This window comes from Shewanella sp. SM74 (assembly GCF_025653725.1).
GTDB lineage: Bacteria > Pseudomonadota > Gammaproteobacteria > Enterobacterales > Shewanellaceae > Shewanella > Shewanella oncorhynchi.
Map to the genome: position 1 here is coordinate 1 of NZ_JAKKRZ010000022.1, position 20666 is coordinate 20666.

General features: G+C 44.0%; 20 protein-coding genes and 2 pseudogenes. 10 read left to right on the forward strand and 12 right to left on the reverse strand.

Annotated elements, in window-relative coordinates; translation table 11 throughout:
* Positions 1 to 213 (forward strand): annotated as a pseudogene (locus L5M49_RS18815) (IS30 family transposase); the annotation flags it as partial.
* Between the two features lie 33 nt (positions 214 to 246).
* On the opposite strand, the pseudogene L5M49_RS18820 reads toward L5M49_RS18815, so the two are convergent.
* Positions 247 to 804 (reverse strand): annotated as a pseudogene (locus tag L5M49_RS18820) (mechanosensitive ion channel family protein); the annotation flags it as partial.
* A gap of 32 nt (positions 805 to 836) precedes the next feature.
* Positions 837 to 1427 carry an OmpA family protein gene (locus L5M49_RS18825; RefSeq protein ID WP_263266631.1) on the reverse strand — a complete coding sequence of 197 codons (591 nt, stop codon included), beginning with the start codon at positions 1425 to 1427 and terminating at the stop codon, positions 837 to 839.
* 343 nt (positions 1428 to 1770) lie between these two features.
* On the opposite strand from L5M49_RS18825, the gene ltaE reads away from it, so the two are divergent.
* Together ltaE and L5M49_RS18835 are read left to right on the forward strand one after the other, a co-directional pair.
* Positions 1771 to 2784 (forward strand): low-specificity L-threonine aldolase, encoded by a 1014-nt coding sequence (ltaE, locus tag L5M49_RS18830; protein ID WP_263266632.1) that lies wholly within the window; start codon positions 1771 to 1773, stop codon positions 2782 to 2784.
* A gap of 194 nt (positions 2785 to 2978) precedes the next feature.
* Positions 2979 to 4454 carry an HDOD domain-containing protein gene (locus L5M49_RS18835; RefSeq protein ID WP_263266633.1) on the forward strand — a complete coding sequence of 492 codons (1476 nt, stop codon included), beginning with the start codon at positions 2979 to 2981 and terminating at the stop codon, positions 4452 to 4454.
* A 111-nt stretch (positions 4455 to 4565) separates the two neighbouring features.
* Here L5M49_RS18835 and L5M49_RS18840 read toward each other — a convergent pair whose 3' ends face one another.
* The 6 genes from L5M49_RS18840 to L5M49_RS18865 all read right to left on the reverse strand — a co-directional run bounded on the left by L5M49_RS18840 (position 4566) and on the right by L5M49_RS18865 (position 10654).
* Positions 4566 to 5114 carry a nuclear transport factor 2 family protein gene (locus L5M49_RS18840; RefSeq protein WP_263266634.1) on the reverse strand — a complete coding sequence of 183 codons (549 nt, stop codon included), beginning with the start codon at positions 5112 to 5114 and terminating at the stop codon, positions 4566 to 4568.
* A 23-nt stretch (positions 5115 to 5137) separates the two neighbouring features.
* Positions 5138 to 5962 (reverse strand): zinc-dependent peptidase, encoded by an 825-nt coding sequence (locus L5M49_RS18845; RefSeq protein ID WP_263142356.1) that lies wholly within the window; start codon positions 5960 to 5962, stop codon positions 5138 to 5140.
* A gap of 109 nt (positions 5963 to 6071) precedes the next feature.
* Entirely contained in the window at positions 6072 to 7811 is a 1740-nt protein-coding gene (locus tag L5M49_RS18850) for a GGDEF domain-containing protein (RefSeq protein WP_219250970.1), read from the reverse strand.
* Complete coding sequence (locus tag L5M49_RS18855; protein ID WP_263162281.1) at positions 7798 to 9201, reverse strand: ABC transporter substrate-binding protein; 1404 nt, start codon at positions 9199 to 9201, stop codon at positions 7798 to 7800. Before L5M49_RS18855 ends, L5M49_RS18850 begins: the two co-directional genes overlap by 14 nt.
* Positions 9202 to 9450: 249 nt before the next feature.
* Positions 9451 to 9888 (reverse strand): CopG family transcriptional regulator, encoded by a 438-nt coding sequence (locus tag L5M49_RS18860; RefSeq protein WP_263209609.1) that lies wholly within the window; start codon positions 9886 to 9888, stop codon positions 9451 to 9453.
* Positions 9848 to 10654, reverse strand: a complete 807-nt coding sequence (locus L5M49_RS18865) for a division plane positioning ATPase MipZ (protein WP_263203456.1) — start codon at positions 10652 to 10654, stop codon at positions 9848 to 9850. Before L5M49_RS18865 ends, L5M49_RS18860 begins: the two co-directional genes overlap by 41 nt.
* A gap of 526 nt (positions 10655 to 11180) precedes the next feature.
* Between L5M49_RS18865 and L5M49_RS18870 the strand changes: the two genes are divergently transcribed.
* The 5 genes from L5M49_RS18870 to L5M49_RS18890 all read left to right on the forward strand — a co-directional run bounded on the left by L5M49_RS18870 (position 11181) and on the right by L5M49_RS18890 (position 13840).
* Positions 11181 to 11651: a GNAT family N-acetyltransferase gene (locus L5M49_RS18870; protein WP_105251887.1), complete on the forward strand. Its 471-nt coding sequence runs from the start codon at positions 11181 to 11183 to the stop codon at positions 11649 to 11651.
* 152 nt (positions 11652 to 11803) lie between these two features.
* Positions 11804 to 12013, forward strand: a complete 210-nt coding sequence (locus tag L5M49_RS18875; RefSeq protein WP_006082494.1) for a DUF3820 family protein — start codon at positions 11804 to 11806, stop codon at positions 12011 to 12013.
* A gap of 125 nt (positions 12014 to 12138) precedes the next feature.
* Positions 12139 to 12441 (forward strand): hypothetical protein, encoded by a 303-nt coding sequence (locus L5M49_RS18880; RefSeq protein WP_006082493.1) that lies wholly within the window; start codon positions 12139 to 12141, stop codon positions 12439 to 12441.
* Positions 12442 to 12627: 186 nt separating this feature from the next.
* The gene (locus L5M49_RS18885; RefSeq protein ID WP_113939433.1) at positions 12628 to 13149 is read left to right on the forward strand and encodes a GNAT family N-acetyltransferase; all 522 of its coding nucleotides are present in this window, start codon (positions 12628 to 12630) and stop codon (positions 13147 to 13149) included.
* A gap of 166 nt (positions 13150 to 13315) precedes the next feature.
* Positions 13316 to 13840, forward strand: coding sequence for a GNAT family N-acetyltransferase (locus tag L5M49_RS18890; protein ID WP_263266635.1), 525 nt, complete (start codon positions 13316 to 13318; stop codon positions 13838 to 13840).
* A gap of 223 nt (positions 13841 to 14063) precedes the next feature.
* On the opposite strand, the gene L5M49_RS18895 is transcribed toward L5M49_RS18890, so the two are convergent.
* Positions 14064 to 14774, reverse strand: a complete 711-nt coding sequence (locus tag L5M49_RS18895) for a pirin family protein (protein ID WP_028761261.1) — start codon at positions 14772 to 14774, stop codon at positions 14064 to 14066.
* A 13-nt stretch (positions 14775 to 14787) separates the two neighbouring features.
* Positions 14788 to 15231 carry a DoxX family protein gene (locus L5M49_RS18900; RefSeq protein ID WP_028761260.1) on the reverse strand — a complete coding sequence of 148 codons (444 nt, stop codon included), beginning with the start codon at positions 15229 to 15231 and terminating at the stop codon, positions 14788 to 14790.
* Between the two features lie 183 nt (positions 15232 to 15414).
* Between L5M49_RS18900 and L5M49_RS18905 the strand changes: the two genes are divergently transcribed.
* Positions 15415 to 16308 carry a LysR substrate-binding domain-containing protein gene (locus L5M49_RS18905; RefSeq protein WP_113939435.1) on the forward strand — a complete coding sequence of 298 codons (894 nt, stop codon included), beginning with the start codon at positions 15415 to 15417 and terminating at the stop codon, positions 16306 to 16308.
* A gap of 84 nt (positions 16309 to 16392) precedes the next feature.
* On the opposite strand, the gene L5M49_RS18910 is transcribed toward L5M49_RS18905, so the two are convergent.
* On the reverse strand, positions 16393 to 18138 hold the full coding sequence (locus L5M49_RS18910) for a bifunctional metallophosphatase/5'-nucleotidase (protein ID WP_263266636.1): 1746 nt from the start codon (positions 18136 to 18138) through the stop codon (positions 16393 to 16395).
* 144 nt (positions 18139 to 18282) lie between these two features.
* Positions 18283 to 19374, reverse strand: a complete 1092-nt coding sequence (locus L5M49_RS18915; RefSeq protein ID WP_028761257.1) for a CNNM domain-containing protein — start codon at positions 19372 to 19374, stop codon at positions 18283 to 18285.
* 151 nt (positions 19375 to 19525) lie between these two features.
* Here L5M49_RS18915 and L5M49_RS18920 point away from each other — a divergent pair, with 151 nt between their 5' ends.
* Positions 19526 to 20647: a bifunctional tRNA (adenosine(37)-C2)-methyltransferase TrmG/ribosomal RNA large subunit methyltransferase RlmN gene (locus L5M49_RS18920; protein ID WP_028761256.1), complete on the forward strand. Its 1122-nt coding sequence runs from the start codon at positions 19526 to 19528 to the stop codon at positions 20645 to 20647.
* Positions 20648 to 20666: the final 19 nt, after the last annotated feature.

The window sequence follows — 20666 nt, forward strand, 5'->3', positions numbered from 1 at the left end:
CAGGTGTATTTTGCGCACCCTTATCGTTCTTGTGAACGTGGTGCGAATGAAAACGCCAATGGATTACTGCGGCAGTACGTCAAAAAAGGGGTTGATTTGAGGCTAGTGAGTAATGAATTAATCGAATTTGCTCAGAATAGAATTAACTATCGACCCAAAAAGTGTTTGAAGTTTAAGCAGCCTGCGGTGGTGTTTCACCAGTTAGCTGCTTAATTGTCGAGTGTCGCACTTCGGAGTTGAATTCGGGGAATAAGATACGCCAATCACTAAATCAATACGACGACTATCCATCGCTGAGTAGTTAGTGATAGTGCCATTCATGATAGATGAGTTTGGCGCTACGATAACTTTATTATCAGGAGTGCGAAGCTTGGTTGAGAATATGGTTATTTCATCAACAGTGCCGGCGATACCTGCAGCTTCAATATAGTCACCTACGCGGCAAGGGCGGAATAACACCATTAACACACCCGATGCAAAATTAGACAGAGAACCTTGTAGCGCTAAGCCTATTGCTAAACCTGCAGCACCGATAACGGCTACCAGTGATGCGGTTTGTACGCCAATTTGGCCTAACGTAGCAATAACCGCGAAAACAAATACCACTGCCCAAGCGAGGTTTGCGACAAATGAAACGACTGTCGGATCAACTTTACGGCTGTTAAGTAATTTACGAACAAGCTTCTGTGCTACGCCCGCAAAGTATTTACCAACAAAGAAGATGATAATGGCGAATAATGTTTTTAAGCCATAAGTCACAATCAGATCTGGTGCTTGTTTTAATAAACCTTCGAGGTTTTCCATTGAATAACTCCCTAAATATACGCTAACAAAAACTATTTATTATTGACGATAAATTCTACTCGTCGATTTAAACTGCGCCCTTCGCTAGAACGGTTGTCCGCTACAGGTTCAGATATACCTTTACCTATTACGGTAAAGCGATTTGGATTAAAGCCATAATCTTCAACCAAAATACGTTTTACATTTTGAGCCCGTTGAAGTGATAGTTGATAATTAAACTCTGGTGTACCAACGATATCTGTGTGGCCTACTAAGGTTAATTCAGCATCATTTGTTTCTAAGAATGCTTTTACTAAGGCTAAAGTTTTCCATTGAGAAAAGTCAACCTCGGCAATGGCAAATTCAAAATACACCATAGCTGCAGAAATATTATGACAATCTGTGTTTAACTCAGCATTTGAATGACTCATATCGCAAACTGATGATGCAGTCATTTCCACAGCGATTTCTTCCACACAACCATTAGCCATAACAGGTGTATTTGGCTCTGTGTTAGGACAGGCATCTTTGATATCTGGCACGCCATCTCGGTCAGTGTCAGACCAAGCAAATACCTGTGATGTTAGGCTTAAACTTAATAGCAAAAGCGCTAGCTGAATCCATCGAGATTGGGAGTTTTTCACTACAAATCACCTATTGAACGAGAAGTATTAGTCAAAATTACTAAAGCGATCGCATTGTTGTAGCATGACCATCTTAGTGTGGCATTCTAACGAGTAAGACTCTTTTCGCCAAGCTAAACGCGTACAAGCGTCCGTACATCGACAGATAGATATCGGCAAGATCTTGAGTATATTTATGTTTTTATTAGTAGATGTCAGTATGTCGATACTTGCTTCAAGCATGAGCGAGGTTCTACATCGGTAAATTTGTCGACAAGTATGACGATAAACTATACAAAATAAGCCTTTAGCGCTAGAGTCTTGAGCCCATTATGCGCCAAGCAAACTTTAAGTTGAGGACAAGATGATAGATTTACGCAGTGATACTGTTACCCAGCCAACAGCAGCCATGCGGTTAGCCATGTCCAGAGCCGAAGTGGGTGATGATGTTTACGGTGATGACCCTACGGTAAATAGTTTGCAGGATATGGCTGCGGAGATGTTTGGCTTTGAAAGTGCATTATTTACCTGTTCGGGTACTCAGGCAAATTTATTGGCTCTGATGGCCCATTGTGATCGTGGTGATGAGTACCTATGCGGTCAGCAGGCTCACAATTATAAGTTCGAGGGCGGCGGCGCTGCTGTCCTAGGCAGCATTCAACCTCAACCTTTAATGAATCAATTAGATGGCACTATTGCATTAGCTGACATTGAAGCCGCAATTAAGCCTGATGATATCCATTTTGCTCGTACTCGTTTGCTTAGTTTAGAGAATACGATTGGCGGTAAGGTTCTCCCGCAAAGCTATTTGGCGGATGCGCAGGCATTAGCCTTTAATCGCGGATTAAAAATTCATTTAGACGGTGCGAGAGTTGCCAATGCTGCGGTGGCGCAGAATATTGCGATAAGTGATATCACGGCGCACTTTGATTCAGTGTCGATTTGTTTATCCAAAGGATTATGTGCGCCAGTCGGCTCATTACTCTTAGGTGATGAACGCTTGATTAAGAAAGCCATTCGTTGGCGTAAAATGCTTGGTGGTGGCATGCGTCAAGCTGGGATACTTGCCGCTGCGGGTAAGCTTGCTTTAACTGAGCAAGTACAACGGCTTAGTGAAGATCATGATAATGCGGCGTACTTAGCTCGGCAGTTGGCAGAATTCAGTGAGTTCGACGTCAATTTAGCCGCAGTACAAACAAATATGTTATTTGTTACATTAGCACTCCATATTGATGCGAACTTATTGGCTAAACACTGTCGAGCGGAAGGCATCCTGATAAGCCCAGGGCGTACACTTCGGCTTGTGACTCATAAAGATATCAGCCGTCAGGATATAGATAAAGTGTTGCGTGTTGTTAAGCAGTACCTCAAAGCCTAAGTGTGGATTGATTTCCTGTTTTACTGAAATGCCTGAGCTTTGTCTTGGGCATTTTTATAGGCAGGCATTGCTTAATGTTGAATTATTAAGCAATTAATGAATGATTTGCTAAAACAAGCTTTAGACAACAGGCGAAATGTTTGCGTTTATCTATACTAAAAACAACAAGATTATATCGCTAAGGTAACTTTAGGTTGAAGCCTAATAACAATACTAATAAAGGGGTCGATTATTGGACAAATCGGATCAGTGAATTGGAAATGCCTGCACTGTGTTCGACTGTTAAATCGCTAGAAAAGCTCGCCAAGGATGACGTTTCCTCTCTCGCATTACTCGGGCGTAGCGTGATGCACGATAACGCCTTAACCTCTCGTATTCTTCGAGTTGCTAATAGCGCTATTTACCATAAAGGTAGTAGCCAAATCTCTACTGTCAGCCGAGCGGCTATAGTGCTTGGTTTTGATGCGGTGCGAAATATCTGTATCACAGCCAAGTTACTCTCAAGCTTGTTAGAGAGTAAAAATTTGGCACCTAACGTATATCAAAGATTAATAAAGTTGATGGCTAAAGCATTTCAAGCCGCCATGATTGCACGGATGATGTTGAGCCATTATGACGAAGAAATGCAGGAGGAAGCTTTTATAGCCTCTTTACTGTATCACATAGGTGAGAGTGCTTTTTGGAGTATTGGTGGTGAGTTCACCGAAGAGTTAGATCTAAAACTACGTGAATGTGCAACGCCAGCAGAGGAACGAAGTATAACCCGCGAAGCCCTCGGCACTTCTTTTTCACTATTAACTCAAAGTATTGCCCGCAATTGGGGATTGGGAGAACTGTTGGTCCATGCAGTTAATAATCCTGAAGACCAAAGACCTGAAATTCGGTCTATTTTTATTGCGGATAAGCTCTGCGAAATTTTATCTCAACCTAATCTTGATAAGCAGGAATTAGGGAAACGTATCACGCAAGCGGCGAGTTTTACTGGACTAGAAGAAAATGAGTTTATGGTGCGGATGCAACGCTGCGCGAATGCGACCCATAAGTTAGCTGAAGTATATGGTGCTAAGGTGTTGCTAGACTATCTACCTGATCCTAAGCGTATGGTCACAGTTAAACCTGTTCCACTTCCCATTCCGTTAGATATGCCAGTCTATCAAGTTAACTTGAATATTCAGTTAGCTAAGCTACGAGAATTAACAGGCTTCGCCATTAATAAAGCCGATTTTAACCAAATCATGCAAACGGTTCTCGAAGGTATACTTGAGGGCGTTGGCGTTGACCGGTGCGGCGTGTTGTTATTGTCGCCAAGCCGTAAACAACTTCAACCTAGAGTGATATTAGGTCGTGATGCAGATGCCATTAAGCAAGAGTTTATTATCGATTTGAGCGATAGGCGGGGATTATTTTACCAAGCGATGGAGCATAAGTTACCGCTTTGGGTAGATGATCCTAGCTCTAAGAAATGGCAAGAGCAGTGTAAAGAATTACAAGCGCGACATGTGTCACGTCAAGGCTTTTTATTGGCGCCATTATTAGTCGATAGTAAAGTGATCGGGTTTTATTATGCGGATAGGGGCCCTTCGGAAAGGGCATTTGAAGACGTGGATTTTCAAAGTTTCATCCACTTCTCCCAATTGGCGAATGTGTGTTTTACTGTGTCCTTGAGATAGTTATATAGTTTAAGTGATTGTTTTTTAAGTGATTGTTTTTAAGTGATTTAATTTTAAGCTGTATTCTTTCGAAATTGCACTCTTTTAAACCGTATTTTGGGGAGTGCTGCGCTATTGTTTGTTTGCGGCTTTAATCTCGGCAGTTATTTGCTTAGCTACCTCATTAGGAATGGGAAAGCTTAAATGGTATTGCGCTATTTCCCAGTTGCCATTGGTTTTGATTAAAGTGCCAGTTCCTCGACTGACGCCATAGGCTGGACTATTTAATAACTCGTCAAACAATATGACATTGCCGTGTTGGATTAAATGACGCTCAGTTAAATCATAGCGCCAACCTTTTGTGGGGCGGGAGTAACGTTCAAATTCCGCCATTCCCCAGCGCTCACTCGCATCCGTGCCAATAAAAATGCCGTCTTTTCGGTACAGGGCAAAGTATTTATCCCAATTGGCATCGCTTGAATATTGGTTGAGTAAATCTAATACGTGAGCCGCCGCTTGTTGATCAGGATTCGAAGTCGTTTGAGTGCTTTGTGTTAGCGAGTCCTGTGCCTGTACGCTTACATTAAGGCCGCCAAGCATTAACGCGCTGAGCAGTAACCCCAAGGTAGCGCGATGAATATTGGAACCTTTAACTGAGAATGCATGAGTGTCTTTGAGCATTTGCGTGCCTCTACTTTTATGGGTTAATGCCAGTTTATCGGATCGAGTTGATAAAAGCGGCTCAGTTCCCGATACAAGTCTGGGTGTTGTTGGTAAAAATCCTCTGGTTTCTCAAAAAAGACCTCGGTGATGACGGCAAAAAACTCAGCGGGATTAGTCGCTCCATAATAATTAAATAATGAGGGGGTGCCAAAATTTGCACTGTGTTGTAACTGGGTAAATTCCCTACTTAGCACTTCAGACCAAGTGCTGTAGTCTGCAAAATGCTGCAGAATGGGTGCGCCATTGGCTTGGCCATCTTCTTGATCGAGCTGATGGGCAAACTCATGGATTACGACATTATTACCATCATGGGGATCGGCGGCGCCGTCTAAAGTATTTCTCCATGAGAGCACAACTTTACCGTATTCCCATGATTCCCCTGCCAGCACATTGCGTTGTTCCCACACGATACCGCTAGTGTCTTTATGTTGATTATTGACGATAAAGGCATCGGGATAGACCAAAATCTGTTTCAGTTTGGGGTAAAAGTCGGTTTTACGATTGAGTAGCAGTAGACAGGCTTGGGCCGCGATTGTGACTCTTACTTCATCCGTGATCTCAAAATTATCGCAGCCGATAAAGACTTTCTCATCGATGAAAATTTGGATATGTCGTTTGAGTTGCAGTTGTAGATCTGCGGGTAGAGCATGGAAGTAAGGCAGTCTTTTTTTGAGAATGCTGCGCCATTCTTTTGGAAAAGGTTTCATCGTGACTCGTCGACGATGTAAGGTCCTGCGCCAACGACTCGACAGTAGCCAGGTAATTGCGCCAACTCCTAGGATAAGCGTGATAACAATAGCGAGCATACTTCCCTGACTTAATCCTGATTAACTTAGTATTAGCTAATGGGGGTGAAGTTAGCTTAACTCAATCCTCTGGTGAAAAAAGAAACTGAACAGTCGCCGCATTTTATGGTTAGGAATAGCGAACAGGTTGGTTTAGTCGTGTCTCTGTACGATTACGACCTGTTAGTTTGGCGTGATAGAGAGCCTCATCAGCTTGATTAATTAAGCTATTCGTATCCATAGGTTGTGATCGCTCCCAGCAAGTAATACCAGCGCTGATGGTCAGTATGCCGTCATGGGGGGAGTCTTCATGTGGTATTTTTAAACTGATGATTTTATTGCGTAATACTTCAGCAAAATGATATGCCTCCTCGAGATTGCTCGATGGTAGTACTATCATGAACTCCTCTCCGCCATAGCGGGCAAGCATGTAAGTGGGTTGTTTCAAGATCGATTTGGTGGCATTAACGATTTTCTTAAGACATTGATCGCCTGCGACATGACCATACCTGTCGTTAAATTGTTTAAAATTATCAATATCAAACAGAATTATACCTAGGGGCATGTTGTGGTCCCTTGCATACTCTAATTCTTTTTGGAGTTGTAAATCTAAATAGCGGCGATTATAGCAGCCAGTTAATCCGTCGGTTTCGGCCATGCCTTTAACCTGAGCTGCATAGCTTTTTAATGTCTCTAAGGAGCTCACCATTTGCTGGAGCTCTAAGTTATCAGTGACAGGCATTCTGGCGTCGAGTTTTTCATTGGCAATGGCATTCATAGCATCTCGAGTCGCCATGACAGGCTTAATGATTCCCTTAGTGATAAAGTGCCAACTGGTGAGCCAGATGAAGAAGCAATATAAGATGCCACTGCAGAAAATCAATACGATAAATGCGGTGCTATCGTTTTTAAGTTCGCGGCCTGTTTGCTGAATTTCATTTTCAACTTGGTTAACGAGATCCTGCGTATAGGTCGCAACGATTTGTGCGGCATCTGCTTGGTATTCTAAATGCGCATTGGCGATATGAGTGCTTCTAATCGCTTTGCGAGAAAGTTCAAAGAGGTTGTCTTCACCGACCATGGTCTGTTTTATTTGTGATAACAAATTAAAATATAAGTTTTTATCGCCACCGATACTATCAAGCATAGCCTCCATGCTTAACAGCAGTCGCATAGCATCTCTTTGGGTTTGGTTTAGTTCAACTAGATTGTCGATGATATTCACTTGAGTTAACTGGGTAAATAAGTGTTCTCCTAGATGACTAAATAAAGATAGCTGCTGATTGGTATTGATATTTAAAGCAATCTGGTCAACGTTTTTCAGCTTAAGCTGACGTTCAGAGTCCGTATTAATACGCTGAAATTGGGTTTGCATTTCATCGCTAAATCCCGACGCCATTGACGTTAAGTTGGCTTGAATATTGGCTGCCTGTGAATTGGCTTGTAAGGCTGTATCGGTTAACGTGTTGAGTAATGGCAGTTGTTGTAAGTAATACAGTTGAGTATCTAAGGCGTGATTTAATTCTTGCTTATTGACAGTAGAAGTTTCTATTGAGGCCAGTAGACGTGAGTCATTGATGAGTAATTCCCATTGTGCGGAAAGTTCGCCTAACAGGCTAGTTCTTTGTTTTTCATCATAATAATTATTCAAGCGTGCAGTAATGATTTGTAGTTTTTCACTGTTTTTTGCCAGTTGCAGCGCAGTGGTGACTTTTACCACATCTACCCCGACTAAGTGTTCAATTTCTGATTTGAGTTGCTGTGACAGTAGTATGGCGACAACACCATTTAATAGCGCCATGCCCACTATGATATAGAAGGCTGAGGTTATTTTTTGTTTCAAACTTTTCAGTGGTTTAGTGCTTGGCATTATTTTCTTTGTCAATAGCAGGTACCTCTCCATAGGTATTTTGGAGGTGTTTTATCTCTGCACTTAATTTAATGAAAATATCTTCACTGTTAGCGGGTCTGCGGCTTGCGCTAAAACAGGCGTGGCTGAGTTCAGGGTAAATTTGTCCCATGGCAGTACTGGTGAAATGCCCAAAGGATAAGACCTTAGTAGACCAAAACATATTGGCTATGTGGCTTGCCTCAAATGCGCCAGCTATGCCTCTTAAAGATTCATCTTTAAATTCTGGGGCTGTTACTACATCCATACGACAGGGATTACCACCCCCCATAGCATAGGCATGTTGTGCCTCATAGGTGCCCATATATTTGAGCAGCCAATAGGCAGCTTGAGGGTTTTTGCTGTCGTAGCTAACGGCAAAGGCATAAGCGCCATTGTAGGGATAACCGCCAGGCACTTGGCTTACGGCTAGACGCGCGCCGAGAATGTTCTGTTCAACTTTAAAGGATTTATACCACAGATTATTGTAGGCAAAAGGCCACATTGCTGCTTGACCTGTTGCAATAGCATTAGCTGCTTCATTGAAAGCAAACTGCTCGTTAGCGGGAACGGCATAGGGCATTAATTCGCGATATTGCTTGGCCGCTTCAATTGCTTCATGGTTGATGGTAGGCACTTCAAAATGGGAGATCTGTTTCTGGCTGTTATAGACGGGCTGCATCCAAGTGCCACCTAAGCTCCAAATCATGCTAGAGAATTCATCGTTAATATGGGGCTTATCACCCGACATTAGCGCTAGACCGTAAAAGTCATGAGTCAGTATTTTATCCGCCAATGTAGTGCCTGCTTTACGAGTGAAGAACTGAGCTTGATCTCGTAACTCTGTTAAGGTTTTTGCTGGTGCGAGTGGATAGCCAAACTGACGCAGAAAGTGAGCTTTTTCAGTTTTATTATCAAAGAGATCTGCTCGATAATGATTCCCCATAACATAATTGTTATAGGGAATAGCATGGATTTCACCTTGATAGGACAAGATGTTAAGTAGCGATGGGTAATAGGGTTCTAGGTATTTCTCCATGGCCTTTTCGCCATCGGGATCGTAAAGTTTAGCGAGTTCAATTAAGGGCACTGTATAACCATTGGCAGCCCATTCTTTAGCCCAGCCCGCTTCCATTGTGAGTAAATCGTATTTGCCTGAACCTTGAAGTAAATTCTGGGTCTGTAAGTTAAACATATCCTCTAATTCAGTACTGACCACCTGCACTTTTACGCCGGTTTTAGCGGTGAATTTAGGTAACATTTCTTGGGTTAAATAGTCGGTCCAAAATCCTTTTTCAGCGACCAAAGTAATGGGGGTTTTGTTTGTTAGCGGCGGGATTTGTGCCAATGAAAATTCTGCGTAACAGGGCATCATTATCGCTGCGGTTAAACAAAGAAAAATAAATCTGATCTGGTTTAACAAAAATAACACCTTAATGTTACGTGTTGACTCTGAGTTAATATCATTAATTCAGCATTATGTATATTTAAGGATAGGTGGGATCAGAACTTATGCCGCGATTTTATGATGATTTTTATTGTGTTTTTTACTTTTTGAGCAAAAAGCCGGTAACTCGATCTTAGCTAAGTTACCGGAAAAGGGTGGGAGTAGTGTGAATCGTTAACGGTGTTGGCGTTGTTGTTCTCGTAATTGCCTCAAAGCAATAGGTAGATCGAAGTGTTGTTCAATCAAGAGTCGGAGCAGCTTTGATTTGGATATACTGCTTTCTTCTGCCAGTGTAGCAAGATGGGTTATAGCCGCTTCACTGAGGGAAAATGTTGCTTTGCGATAGTGTGTTTTAGTTTCTACTTTTGCCGGGAATAATACGTCTGTTTCTAGGCTTTGTTTGTGCAAGCTCAACACATTGGAATGGCTCCGCGCCATGTCTGTGGTTTTTGTGACAGTTGCATCTGCTTTATGATCTAGATTGCTTTTTATCTTATTCAGACTTTGTCCCATTGCGTACAAGTTTGCCGCTTCAATAAACTCATCTAACGAAAGCGAGTGCTGTAAGCTGCTAGATGACATAGCGTTTTTCTTGAGATCGCTGAGTCCCATTTTGCCCCCTTCGTTGAGTAGTCGTGTGAGTGGATTGAGTTTGATGGGTCAAATGATGATGCATTTGACTCACCCCCTGAGCGTGTAACGCGGGATGTAGGAGATTGGCTAAGCTGGCAGCACAATCGACTTGGAATAGTTCACAGGCGATAGTTCGAATTTCTTCGGCTGCTTTTCCTGCGGGCTCGATTTCAATTACCGATAATCCTGATTCTTCACTGTCATCATAAACATTACGACAGTAAGTTATCGCGTCAAGGACATGGATATCATAGGTTTTACAGACTTCTTTGGCCTCCAAAATTCGGTTAGCTTGATTGGGTAGACTTGGACATTGGGTGATCACAAAAGAAGCCCGTAACTTGGGATTAATCATCTTACACGTCGCGACGATATCGTCCATATGACATACGGTTTTTAAATCGCGGCGCTTAGGTCTTAAGGGCATTAAAATGTAAGAGGCGACAGACATGGTTGCTCGTAGCGCTAGGTTATCTTGCCCACCGCAGTCGACTATGACTACATCATAGTGTTGCTCAAGACTGAGTAAGTCATTACGGATCTTACCGTAAAGCTGTACGCAATTGATGCTGGCAAGTTGCGGATTGTTGTTTCTTGCATGGATCCAGTCAGAGGTGGTGCGCTGGGGATCGCAGTCCACCATAATGACTGAGGCGCTACATTCTGTGGTTAGAAATACAGCTATATTTTGGGCCAAGCAACTTTTACCGCTGCCGCCTTTTTCTCCACCGATTAAGACTATCATGACGCATTCCTTAATTCTTTTGATGACCCTTGTGCAGCGAGTTGATGTGTTTGGAGCTATCCGCATTGATGTCCGAAATCGAATGTAAACCTAATGTTAATCTCGGTCAATTGGCTGATTTTTGACGTTTTTTAATTAAATTGTCGTAGGCGTTTTTCTGTCAGTATCTGGTCATATGTCGTTAATTTGACAAAAAAGATGAGACGAGGGATTTATAAAAATGTTTTTTTATCTTATTGGTTTTACATTGTTTTATCTGTTATCCGTCAGCTAAAAGGGTTGTTTGTGGTGATCGGTAACTGTGCATAGGACTTAGGGTGTAGTTTTTTATTTCTTCCTTGGTACAAATGTTAATTTTATATTTCTAAATGTTATTAACTGATCTGAGTAAATTATCAGCTTCTCAGTCGAAAGTGGTCTTGTTTGGTGAGGCACTTGTCATCAAACTGCCAAATGCTGGCTTTATCATCTCTATAGACTGACGTCTAAATCGCTTGAAATTTCAACCATGGAGAAGGGATGCCAAATGGATATCAAAACTATTATGCCTATTAAGTTTGAACTCGTTGAAACTGCACCGTTATTTCATGAACTACTTAATCTGCGGGCCACAGTTGGCCTCCCTTCTATTGGCGTTGAACTTGCGGATGTACAGGCATTGTTCTGGGTCTCTATTCGATTAAGTGACAAGACTGAATTGGAACATGCCGGCGCTGGGGCCGCTAAGTCTAATCTATTGGCAACGGCGTGTGTTTATGGCAACAAGCCCGGGCATTTGATGATTGAAGATTTTATTGTCTTACCCGAATACCAATCCTATGGGCTAGCAAAGATAATACTTGAGCGGGTGATGGCCTTTGTTGATGACCATGCGAGTGCGGGAACTTGTGTCAGTATGACCGCCCATGGTGAGCATGAGCGCTTATGTAGTGAATATGGTTTTCAGTATGCTCCCTGCGCTAATTTAGGGCCTAATTTGTTAAAAATTATCGCTTGATATTCATGTGAGAATGCCTTTTAGGTGTTAGCTAGCGCGTATTTAAGCCCTTGGGTATATCGTCACTTTTGCGTGAGTTAACGGCGACATTCGTTCGCTTATGTTGTAGCATCCGTAGGATTATCGTGACGTTCTGTATGAGATAACAACCTATGGATCAGCAACTCCTTATTGATGCTGTTAATCAAAAAATGCCCTTTGGTAAGTACGCTGGACGTAAGTTGCTTGAACTACCCGAACCTTATCTGGTGTGGTTCCATAAGCAAGGTTTTCCTCAGGGGAAACTTGGTGAGCAATTAGCCCTAATGTACGAAATCAAACTTAATGGCTTAGAAGGCATGCTAAAACCGCTGTTGAAATGAGTTCCCTTCTTTTAAGAAAAATACTGCTTTTGCGATAAGTGTTGTATTTCGTGATAGAGATTAGCGATTTATTGTTTTTAGCATGCTTTAATGCAGCATATTAGCAAAACAAAAGGAACGCAGGCATGATGGCAAAATGGGTAAAATTAGCGGCAGTAGCGACTTTAGCGTTAGGCATGTCAAGTGCTTGGGCTCAGGGTGTCACCCACGAAGGTACTGTTGTTGATACGATGAACGGTGGCGGTTACACCTACGTACAGATTAAAGAAGCTGATACCACTTTTTGGGCCGCGGGTCCTCAAACTGAAGTGAGCAAAGGCGATAAAGTGGCTGTGGTTGAGCAAATGTGGATGAACGAATTCACCAGCAAAACCTTGAACCGCACCTTTGATAAACTGTTATTTGTTGGCCAAATCGATAAGAAATAGTCAGCAGTATCGAGTGCGCTAACCTGAGCGCCTCTGTAATTCAACGGCTTCGATACTTTCGAGGCCGTTTTTGTTTTTAGCGTTCAATGCCGCTAAATCTGAGTTTGTGACTATCTCGATGGGGACAAAGGCGGCAAAATAGCGGCTATTTTTCTAGCTGTTATTACTCAGCAGGGGATCACTCAAGTGATGGCGTTTGAACAGTTCGAGATCCAGCCTTATCAGTCATGTTATGCACGTGAAGTGAGTGAGTTATTTCACCTTTGCGTGCACAGCATTACCCATGTTCGTTATTCGCAGGCGCAGCTTATGGCTTGGTCTGCGGCGCCAAGATCGGCTAAACATTGGCATTTACGGTTAAGCCGCTCGAAGGCGTGGGTGGTTTTAGCCATAGATGAAGCGACTGCTTCTTCAGTTTGTTGCGGTTTTATCAATGTCGAAACCCATTTCCCCCGCCAAGGTTACTTAGATAGTTTATATATACATCCAGATTATCAAGGGCAGGGATTAGGTGAGCGCGCTTATCTTGTTTTAGAAGCTTGGGCTAAGGCACAAGGCTATGTGCGCTTGAGCTTGGACGCATCTTATCTCTCTAAAGGGTTGTTTACTCGGATGGGATTTATTCAAATACAGCGCAGTTATCAGCAAAAACTTGGGCAAGTGATCCCCGGTTTCTATATGGAAAAGAATATAGGAAAGAATATTTAACGCGCGTTTACTATGGTTTCAGCTAGAAAGTGATGTAAGGTATTCCACAGTAAAACATTAGCTTAACGCCGTTTAGTGACACTATTTAACTTAATCAGCACTGTTTAGCTTAAATTAGAATTCGGTTAATCTAAGTCAATTAATGATTCAAGATGGAGGGCAGAGAATGAAGATTCGACTATTTACGCCATCGGATGTCTCGCAGTTGGCGGCAATCTTTGAGGCGAGTGTAATGCAAGGTTCTGGTGAGTTTTACTCCTTCGCCGAGCGCTCTGCATGGGCTTATATCGAAGGTGAGACCCGCAGCGAGAGTTATTGGCTTGAACGCTTAAAGGGCACCACTATTTGGGTTGCCGAAACCGATAATATGCTGGTGGGTTTTATCAATCTTAAGATAGGCGCCGACAGCGATGTTGAAGCCGCTGCCGAAGTGGAATGCTTGTTTGTTCATCCAGAATATGCCCGTTCTGGGGTGGCTACCTCTTTGTATTTTGCGTTGTTTGAAGAAGTTAAAATCTTAGCGCTGAAACGATTAACGGTTGAAGCATCCTATCTCGCGCGACCTTTTTTTGAGAAACAGGGATTTCGCAGTATTCGTCGTAATGAACATAAGCGTTTTTTGAATGCGACGGATAAAGCACAGGGCCAAGCTCAAGTGTTGGTTAACTTCAGCATGACACTCGCCCTCTAACTCAGCTTATCAAGGTGCTGATTTGGTTTGCTAAACGAGGCCGTTAGCACGGCTTTATAACATCGCCATAGAAGCGCCAATAAAAAACACTGCCAAAGATGACTTGTGGCAGTGCTTATCAAGCTGGCATCTAATCACTTACTCAATCGTTTGCTTGGTAGTTTGCTAATAACTAATAAATAGTGAAGCTGAATTACTGAATCGCTTTGTTAAATCACTTGTATTACGCATTAGGCGATAAATCGAACACTAATGCGGTAACTGGGCCGCTTGTTGCAGTAAAGTCGACACTTGCGAGTTGTGTCAGATGTGCGCCATCCCCAGCCGTGAGTGTTGTGCCATTGATATCCAACGTACCTTCAATCAATTGAACATACAGATGACGATTTGCTTGAGCGGCGCTTCTGTCCATCGTTACTTTTTCGCCTTCACTCAACACTAAACGATATAGGGTCGCATCCTGTTGCACTTTGAGCGTGCCATTTTCACCGTTTGGTGTCACCACGGCCGTCAGTGGTGAGCTTTGCTCGAATGCCTTTTGCTGATAACCCGCATCTATGCCTAAAGTATCTGGGCGGATCCAAATCTGTAAAAAGTGCAGCGGCTCAGTTTTAGAGGCATTAAACTCGCTGTGGTAAATGCCTTTACCTGCGGACATCAATTGAAACTCTCCTGCGGGTAAGGTTTTGATATTGCCGAAGCTATCCTTGTGAGCGATAGTGCCGGATATCACGTAACTGATGATCTCCATGTCTTTATGACCATGGGTATCAAAACCTGCGCCGGGTGCCACTCTGTCATCGTTGATGACTCTTAGGGATGATATCCCCATGTGCTCTGGGTCATAATAGCTAGAGAAAGAGAAGGTATGTTGACTCTTTAGCCAGCCTAAGTCTGCTTGACCGCGATCCTGTGCTTTTCTTAATGTGATCATCTTGCTTTCCCCTTTATTTGATGCGGTTAGCGAATAGGTTATCTACAGCGAATTTGCCAGCACCAGATACCGTCAATGAGACTGTGGCTGCTAATAGGGCGAGACCAAATTCGTAACCGTTATTGGCAAGGAACAGACCGTTGCCTATATGTACCGAGAAAATCGCCACAACCATAGTGAATGACAATACGAGGGCCGTTGGGCGAGTCAGCAGGCCGAGCAATAGGAACAGGCCGCCGAAGAATTCACTTGAACCTGCCATCAATGCCATTAAGTAACCTGGCGTCAAACCAATGGATGCCATCCATTGTCCAGTGCCTTCTAAGCCGTAACCGCCAAACCAGCCAAACAGTTTTTGTGAACCATGGGCGATTAAGATGATCCCGATAGGAATGCGCAGTGCCAGTGGGGCAAAACTCGGGGCTGATTTCAGTGTTTTTGTGATCAGTGCTTTCATGGGATATTCCTCATTTCAAATTATTTAACGAATAGTTAAGGGTATTGTTCACTCAGTCTTAAGTCAGTTTGGCTGCAGTTCCGAAGAACGTCTCCATTGCTAAGCAGTGTAGACTTGACCTTTGGCAAAGAAAATCGGAACATTTTCAATGTCCATTTCAAATAATTTGAATATAAGGTTTATATGTTGCCATCTATTAGTCTCGATGGATTAATCGTGCTCGATGCCATTGATAAAAAAGGCAGTTTTTCTGCTGCTGCTGAGTCCTTGTTTCGGGTGCCGTCGGCACTGACCTACACAGTGCAGAAACTGGAAAGCGATTTAGGTACAAAATTATTTGAACGTAAGGGCCAGCGCGCCGAGCTGACCTTAGTCGGTCAACTTGTGCTGCGCCAAGGCAGAGAAATCCTTGCGGCAACATCAAGGCTCGAAGAGGCGGTGCGTCAACTCGAGACAGGCTGGGAGTCTTCATTGACCTTAGCCATAGATACAGTGGTGCCGGATTTACCCCTGCTGCAGTTGATTGGTGAGTTTACTGAGCTGGGTAAGCAAGTGACTGTGAATATCAGCGAAGAGTCCTTAGGTGGCGGCTGGGATGCGCTCTATTCTGGCCGTGCCGATATCGCTATCGGCGTAACAGGGGAGTTGCCCAAAGGCCAATATCACGTGGTGGAAATTGGGGAGTTGGAGTTTGTATTTGCTTTAAATCCTTCGCATCCATTGGCGCAACATGCTGGCCCAATTCCGACTGAGGCATTGTTGCAATTTCCTTCTATTGTGGTGGCAGACAGTTCGACCGCCCTAGCACAGCGATCAAGTGGTTTATTTGATAGTCGCCAAGTGATCCGTGTGCCGAACATGCAGACCAAAATTAAGGCGCAGCAATTGGGATTAGGTGTGGGTTACATTCCAAAGCACTTGATCTTAGATGCGTTGGCGGCGGGAAGCCTAGTGGCTTGTCATGTGGAAATGCCGCGCCCAACGCAAGCTGTGTTTATGGCATGGCGTAAATATGCTGAAGGCAAGGCGCAGGATTGGTTTACTGCGCGTTTACCGCAATGTGATTGGCAATTTTAAGCTCAGGTTTGTTTAGCGCTTTGTAAGTAGCCACTCACTTTGTTCCTCACAGCATTAATGTTTTCGCCATGAGGAGCATAGCGCCTAACCTATACGTTGGCTGTGGCTGGTGTAATGCACATGCTGTGACAATAAATCAGACAGATTCGGTGAGCGATTCAAGAATCGAATAAAGGCCTGTGGCAAAGTCAGTGACTCCATCGACTCCTGCCAGCGGGCTTGCAGCAATGGATGATAGCCTTCCTTACCCGCAGCAGTGTAAGAGGTCGATACCCCGACATACAGTGACTCAGGTTCAACCGGATACCATAGTGATTGGCTATCTTGCTGCATCATCTCTAGTCTGAATAAACGCTCGCCCAGTGGACGGCGGCCATCGTAGTAATACCGTAAGCCGTAGGTGTAAGGGAAGCTACCCGCACCAGTGCCTCGGACACTGTTGTTGGTTGCCGCGTTAATCGCCGATTCGAGCGCTTGATAGAGAAACTGACCTTGAATTTCATACTTAACTAATGGTAATTCGAAGGGGAGTAATTGCCCCATCACATCGGCTAGTGTTAATTGTCCTTGGGCCACCGATTGGCGCACACCGCCGGCATTATGCAGAGCAAAGTTCACCCTAGGGTCGACCAGTTTGGCTTCTTGGAACATGCTGCGACTCACCCAAGGTGCTATTTCACTACCGTGGGGCAGGGCTTTAGAGGGTAAGCGGGTATGGACTAAGTTCTTCGGCACCAGTGCTAACACTTTGTTTTCCATCTCTGCGATGGCAGGTTTGTAGATGTCTCGGATCACACCATCGATATCGGCATCGGCATCATCCCAAAGGATATTCGGATGCTGATTAAGCTGCTGGCGCACAGCTTGGTAATCTTGGTTATCGACTGCCGTGTTAGCACTTAAGATAAAGTGTTGATCCAGCATGAAATAGTTGCCACCCTTTAAATTCAGCACTTTCCCATCAGCGTCAAACGTTATCTCGGCTAAGCCGACGACTTCGGCATATTTACCCGCATGCACTATGGGTGTGTTATTGATGACTTCACCGTAGGGCAGGTTGCTCAAACCTAGGGCGCGAAAATCCCCCTGTAGTGTATGTGTGTGACCGCCGACGATAAGGCTAATACCATCGACTTCAGCCGCGAGGCGTTTATCTTGATCTAAGCCTAAGTGACTGAGCACGATAATATGCTTAATACCTTGATTTTTAAGGTGCTTAACCGTACGCGCGGTAGTGGCGATAGCATCGACAAAATGGGTGTCGGGATCGGGACGAGCGATCTCTTTCATCTGATCTAAGGTAATACCGACAATGGCTAATGTCTTATCGTGGAAGGGCTTAAGCAGGTATTTCGCGCGTTTTTGCTCATGATCATAATCCAATATATTAGGCAAACCTCGCAGACAACCGGGTTTGTTGAGATCTTCTTGGCTTAAATCCATGTTGCCTGCAAGCAATGGGAAATCAATTTGCTTGGCAAACTCGGCAAGTCTGGCGTTACCTTCATCAATATCGTGGTTGCCAATGACCATAGCATCAGGTGCCAACAGATTGAGTAAGTGGGCGTTGGCCTTACCTTTAAAATGGCTGAAATACAGCGTGCCCTGGAAGCTGTCACCACCATGCAGGAAAATAAAAGGCGTATTAGTTTGTGCAGCGGTGTGACGCGCTTTTGTGATGTGATGGCCGATGCGGGCATAACCACCGCTATGGCTGGTCACATCTAGCTTATGTTGGCCTATGTTAAGGCTAAATTGGACGCGGCAGGGTTCAAAATTCGAATGGGTGTCATTAATGTGCGCGAGTGAGAGTGTGTAGCTCTGTGTCATAACTTACCTCTATTACGGCGGGTGAGTATATACCCAAGCAACCTGAAAATGCGAGTTTCAGAGGGTTCTGAGTCATCCGCATTCTAAAAGAATAAAGGGAGCTAGGCTCCCTTTATATTAACAAGCACTAAACTTGGTTAGCCTTCAGCCGGATTTGGCTTCGTCATCATCGGATGCGGCTTCAAAATCACCGTCATCGGATAGGCGAATGCCTTTTTGCTTCATGCGCTTAGTCCAAAGTTTACGTGCCAATTGCTGCATATCGGTCGCTGGGTCGTTTAGATCGACAATCTCTAATCCTAACATAGATTCGATGATATCTTCTTGAGTTACGATACCTTGGCTACTGCCGTACTCGTCGACCACCATCGCAATTTGGGTGTTACGTTTAATCATACGCTCAAAAAGTGGCAGAATTTTTGCGGTTTCAGGTACCACAAATAAACTCCGTTTAAGTTCACCAATCGGTGCTTCTGGCGTGTAACGCTCTGCTAGCAATACATCGGTGCGGGTAATGTAACCAATCACATCATCATGATCTTGGTCGTAAACTGGAATTCGGGTAAAAGGCTTGTCGCGGTATTGGCGCACAAACTCATTTTGGGTGAGATCTATGGGCAAAGAAAACATCACAGTGCGCGGCGTCATGATCGCCGTGACTGGCATATCTCGCACCTTCAGCATTTGCGTCAAAATTTTTGACTCTTGCTCATCAAGCTCACCGGATTCATGGCCAATTTTGGCCATAGCACTCATCTCTTGGCGTATGTAGTGGCCTTCATCACCTTTGCCCATTAGGCGAGTGACTTGCTGTGACATCCAGATCAGCGGTTTAGTGGTACGCTTCATCCACAGCACGGCAACAGAAACACTTGGTGCGAGGCGACGCCAATGGTTTGCACCCAATGATTTAGGAATGATTTCTGAGAAAAACAGGATAATAAAGGTTAATACGCCCGAGAAAACACCTAACATATCGTCACCAAATACTTTAGCCGCTTGCGCACCTGCAACGGCGGCACCGACGGTATGAGCGATAGTATTTAGGGTAAGGATTGACACCAAAGGGGCTTCGACATTCTCTTTCAATCTACGTAAGCGCGCGGCTGCGGCACTGTCAGTTTGTTCGAGTGATGCGATATAACTTGGGGTAACCGATAACAGAACAGCTTCGAACACACTGCACAGAAAAGAAACAGCGACAGCGACAAGCACTATAATGATGAGGGTTAACATATAGGTGGAATTACAACTCCGTATTTTAGGCCAATATTAGCCCGTGGAGATTCTATCATAGGTGAATTGAGTTACTGGCTAAAATTTATTTGCGTCTGTATAATTCGCCGCCCTGTTGCAGGATCCGGTTTTTGGTGTTGAGGTTAGCTATATGAGTGAAAAGAAGATCAATTTATTAGACCTTGATCGTAAGGCGATGCGCGCATTATTTGCGGAAATGGGTGAAAAACCCTTTCGTGCCGATCAGCTCATGAAATGGCTATATCATTTCGGTGTCAGTGACTTCGAAGAGATGACCAACATCAACAAAGTGTTACGTCAAAAATTGGCGGCCCGCTGCGAGATCGTTGCACCAGAAATTTCGAGTTTCCAAAAATCGACCGATGGTACGATAAAATTTGCAATCAATGTTGGCCAAGGCCAAGAAGTGGAAACGGTTTATATTCCTGAGGATGATCGTGCGACCTTGTGTGTATCTTCACAGGTTGGCTGTGCGCTGGAATGTACTTTCTGCTCGACGGGTCAGCAAGGTTTTAATCGTAACTTAACGGTTTCTGAAATCGTCGGCCAAATCTGGCGCGTGTCGCACTTTTTAGGATTTGCAAAAGACACGGGCGAGCGTCCGATCACTAACGTCGTGATGATGGGCATGGGTGAGCCATTACTCAATTTAGCCAATGTGATCCCTGCGATGGACATCATGCTCGATGATTTTGGTTTTAGTTTATCAAAGCGCCGCGTGACTTTATCAACATCAGGCGTAGTGCCAGCGTTAGATAAACTGGGCGATGCCATCGATGTGGCACTTGCTGTCAGTATTCATGCACCCAATGATGAGTTGCGTGACATTCTGGTCCCGATCAATAAAAAGTATCCGCTGGATGAGTTTTTAGCGGGTATTCGTCGCTATATTGCTAAATCAAATGCTAACCGCGGCCGCGTGACGGTTGAATATGTGATGCTAGATCATATCAACGACAGCACAGACCAAGCCCATGAGTTAGCTAAGTTAATGAAAGATACGCCTTGTAAGGTGAATCTGATCCCATTTAATCCGTATCCAGGCTCGCCTTATGGCCGCTCATCTAATTCACGTATCGACCGTTTTTCTAAGGTTCTTATGGAATACGGTTTTACTGTCATCGTACGTAAAACCCGTGGTGATGACATTGATGCCGCTTGCGGTCAGTTAGCTGGCGATATTCGCGACAGAACGAAACGTTTAGCGAAAAAACGCATGCAAGAAAACCAGATTTCAGTCACAATGAATTAACTCTTTGTTTGCACAGATT

Bases quoted from the DNA above. Each gene is read 5' to 3' on its own strand.
- L5M49_RS18915 (WP_028761257.1), bottom strand. From the start codon at position 19,374: ATGTTAACCCTCATCATTATAGTGCTTGTCGCTGTCGCTGTTTCTTTT.
- L5M49_RS18900 (WP_028761260.1), bottom strand. From the start codon at position 15,231: ATGAAAGCACTGATCACAAAAACACTGAAATCAGCCCCGAGTTTTGCC.
- L5M49_RS18895 (WP_028761261.1), bottom strand. From the start codon at position 14,774: ATGATCACATTAAGAAAAGCACAGGATCGCGGTCAAGCAGACTTAGGC.
- L5M49_RS18910 (WP_263266636.1), bottom strand. From the start codon at position 18,138: ATGACACAGAGCTACACACTCTCACTCGCGCACATTAATGACACCCAT.
- ltaE (WP_263266632.1), top strand. From the start codon at position 1,771: ATGATAGATTTACGCAGTGATACTGTTACCCAGCCAACAGCAGCCATG.
- L5M49_RS18870 (WP_105251887.1), top strand. From the start codon at position 11,181: ATGGATATCAAAACTATTATGCCTATTAAGTTTGAACTCGTTGAAACT.
- L5M49_RS18840 (WP_263266634.1), bottom strand. From the start codon at position 5,114: ATGCTCAAAGACACTCATGCATTCTCAGTTAAAGGTTCCAATATTCAT.
- L5M49_RS18905 (WP_113939435.1), top strand. From the start codon at position 15,415: ATGTTGCCATCTATTAGTCTCGATGGATTAATCGTGCTCGATGCCATT.
- L5M49_RS18860 (WP_263209609.1), bottom strand. From the start codon at position 9,888: ATGGGACTCAGCGATCTCAAGAAAAACGCTATGTCATCTAGCAGCTTA.
- L5M49_RS18920 (WP_028761256.1), top strand. From the start codon at position 19,526: ATGAGTGAAAAGAAGATCAATTTATTAGACCTTGATCGTAAGGCGATG.
- L5M49_RS18890 (WP_263266635.1), top strand. From the start codon at position 13,316: ATGAAGATTCGACTATTTACGCCATCGGATGTCTCGCAGTTGGCGGCA.
- L5M49_RS18880 (WP_006082493.1), top strand. From the start codon at position 12,139: ATGATGGCAAAATGGGTAAAATTAGCGGCAGTAGCGACTTTAGCGTTA.
- L5M49_RS18875 (WP_006082494.1), top strand. From the start codon at position 11,804: ATGGATCAGCAACTCCTTATTGATGCTGTTAATCAAAAAATGCCCTTT.
- L5M49_RS18845 (WP_263142356.1), bottom strand. From the start codon at position 5,962: ATGCTCGCTATTGTTATCACGCTTATCCTAGGAGTTGGCGCAATTACC.
- L5M49_RS18865 (WP_263203456.1), bottom strand. From the start codon at position 10,654: ATGATAGTCTTAATCGGTGGAGAAAAAGGCGGCAGCGGTAAAAGTTGC.
- L5M49_RS18855 (WP_263162281.1), bottom strand. From the start codon at position 9,201: ATGCCCTGTTACGCAGAATTTTCATTGGCACAAATCCCGCCGCTAACA.
- L5M49_RS18850 (WP_219250970.1), bottom strand. From the start codon at position 7,811: ATGCCAAGCACTAAACCACTGAAAAGTTTGAAACAAAAAATAACCTCA.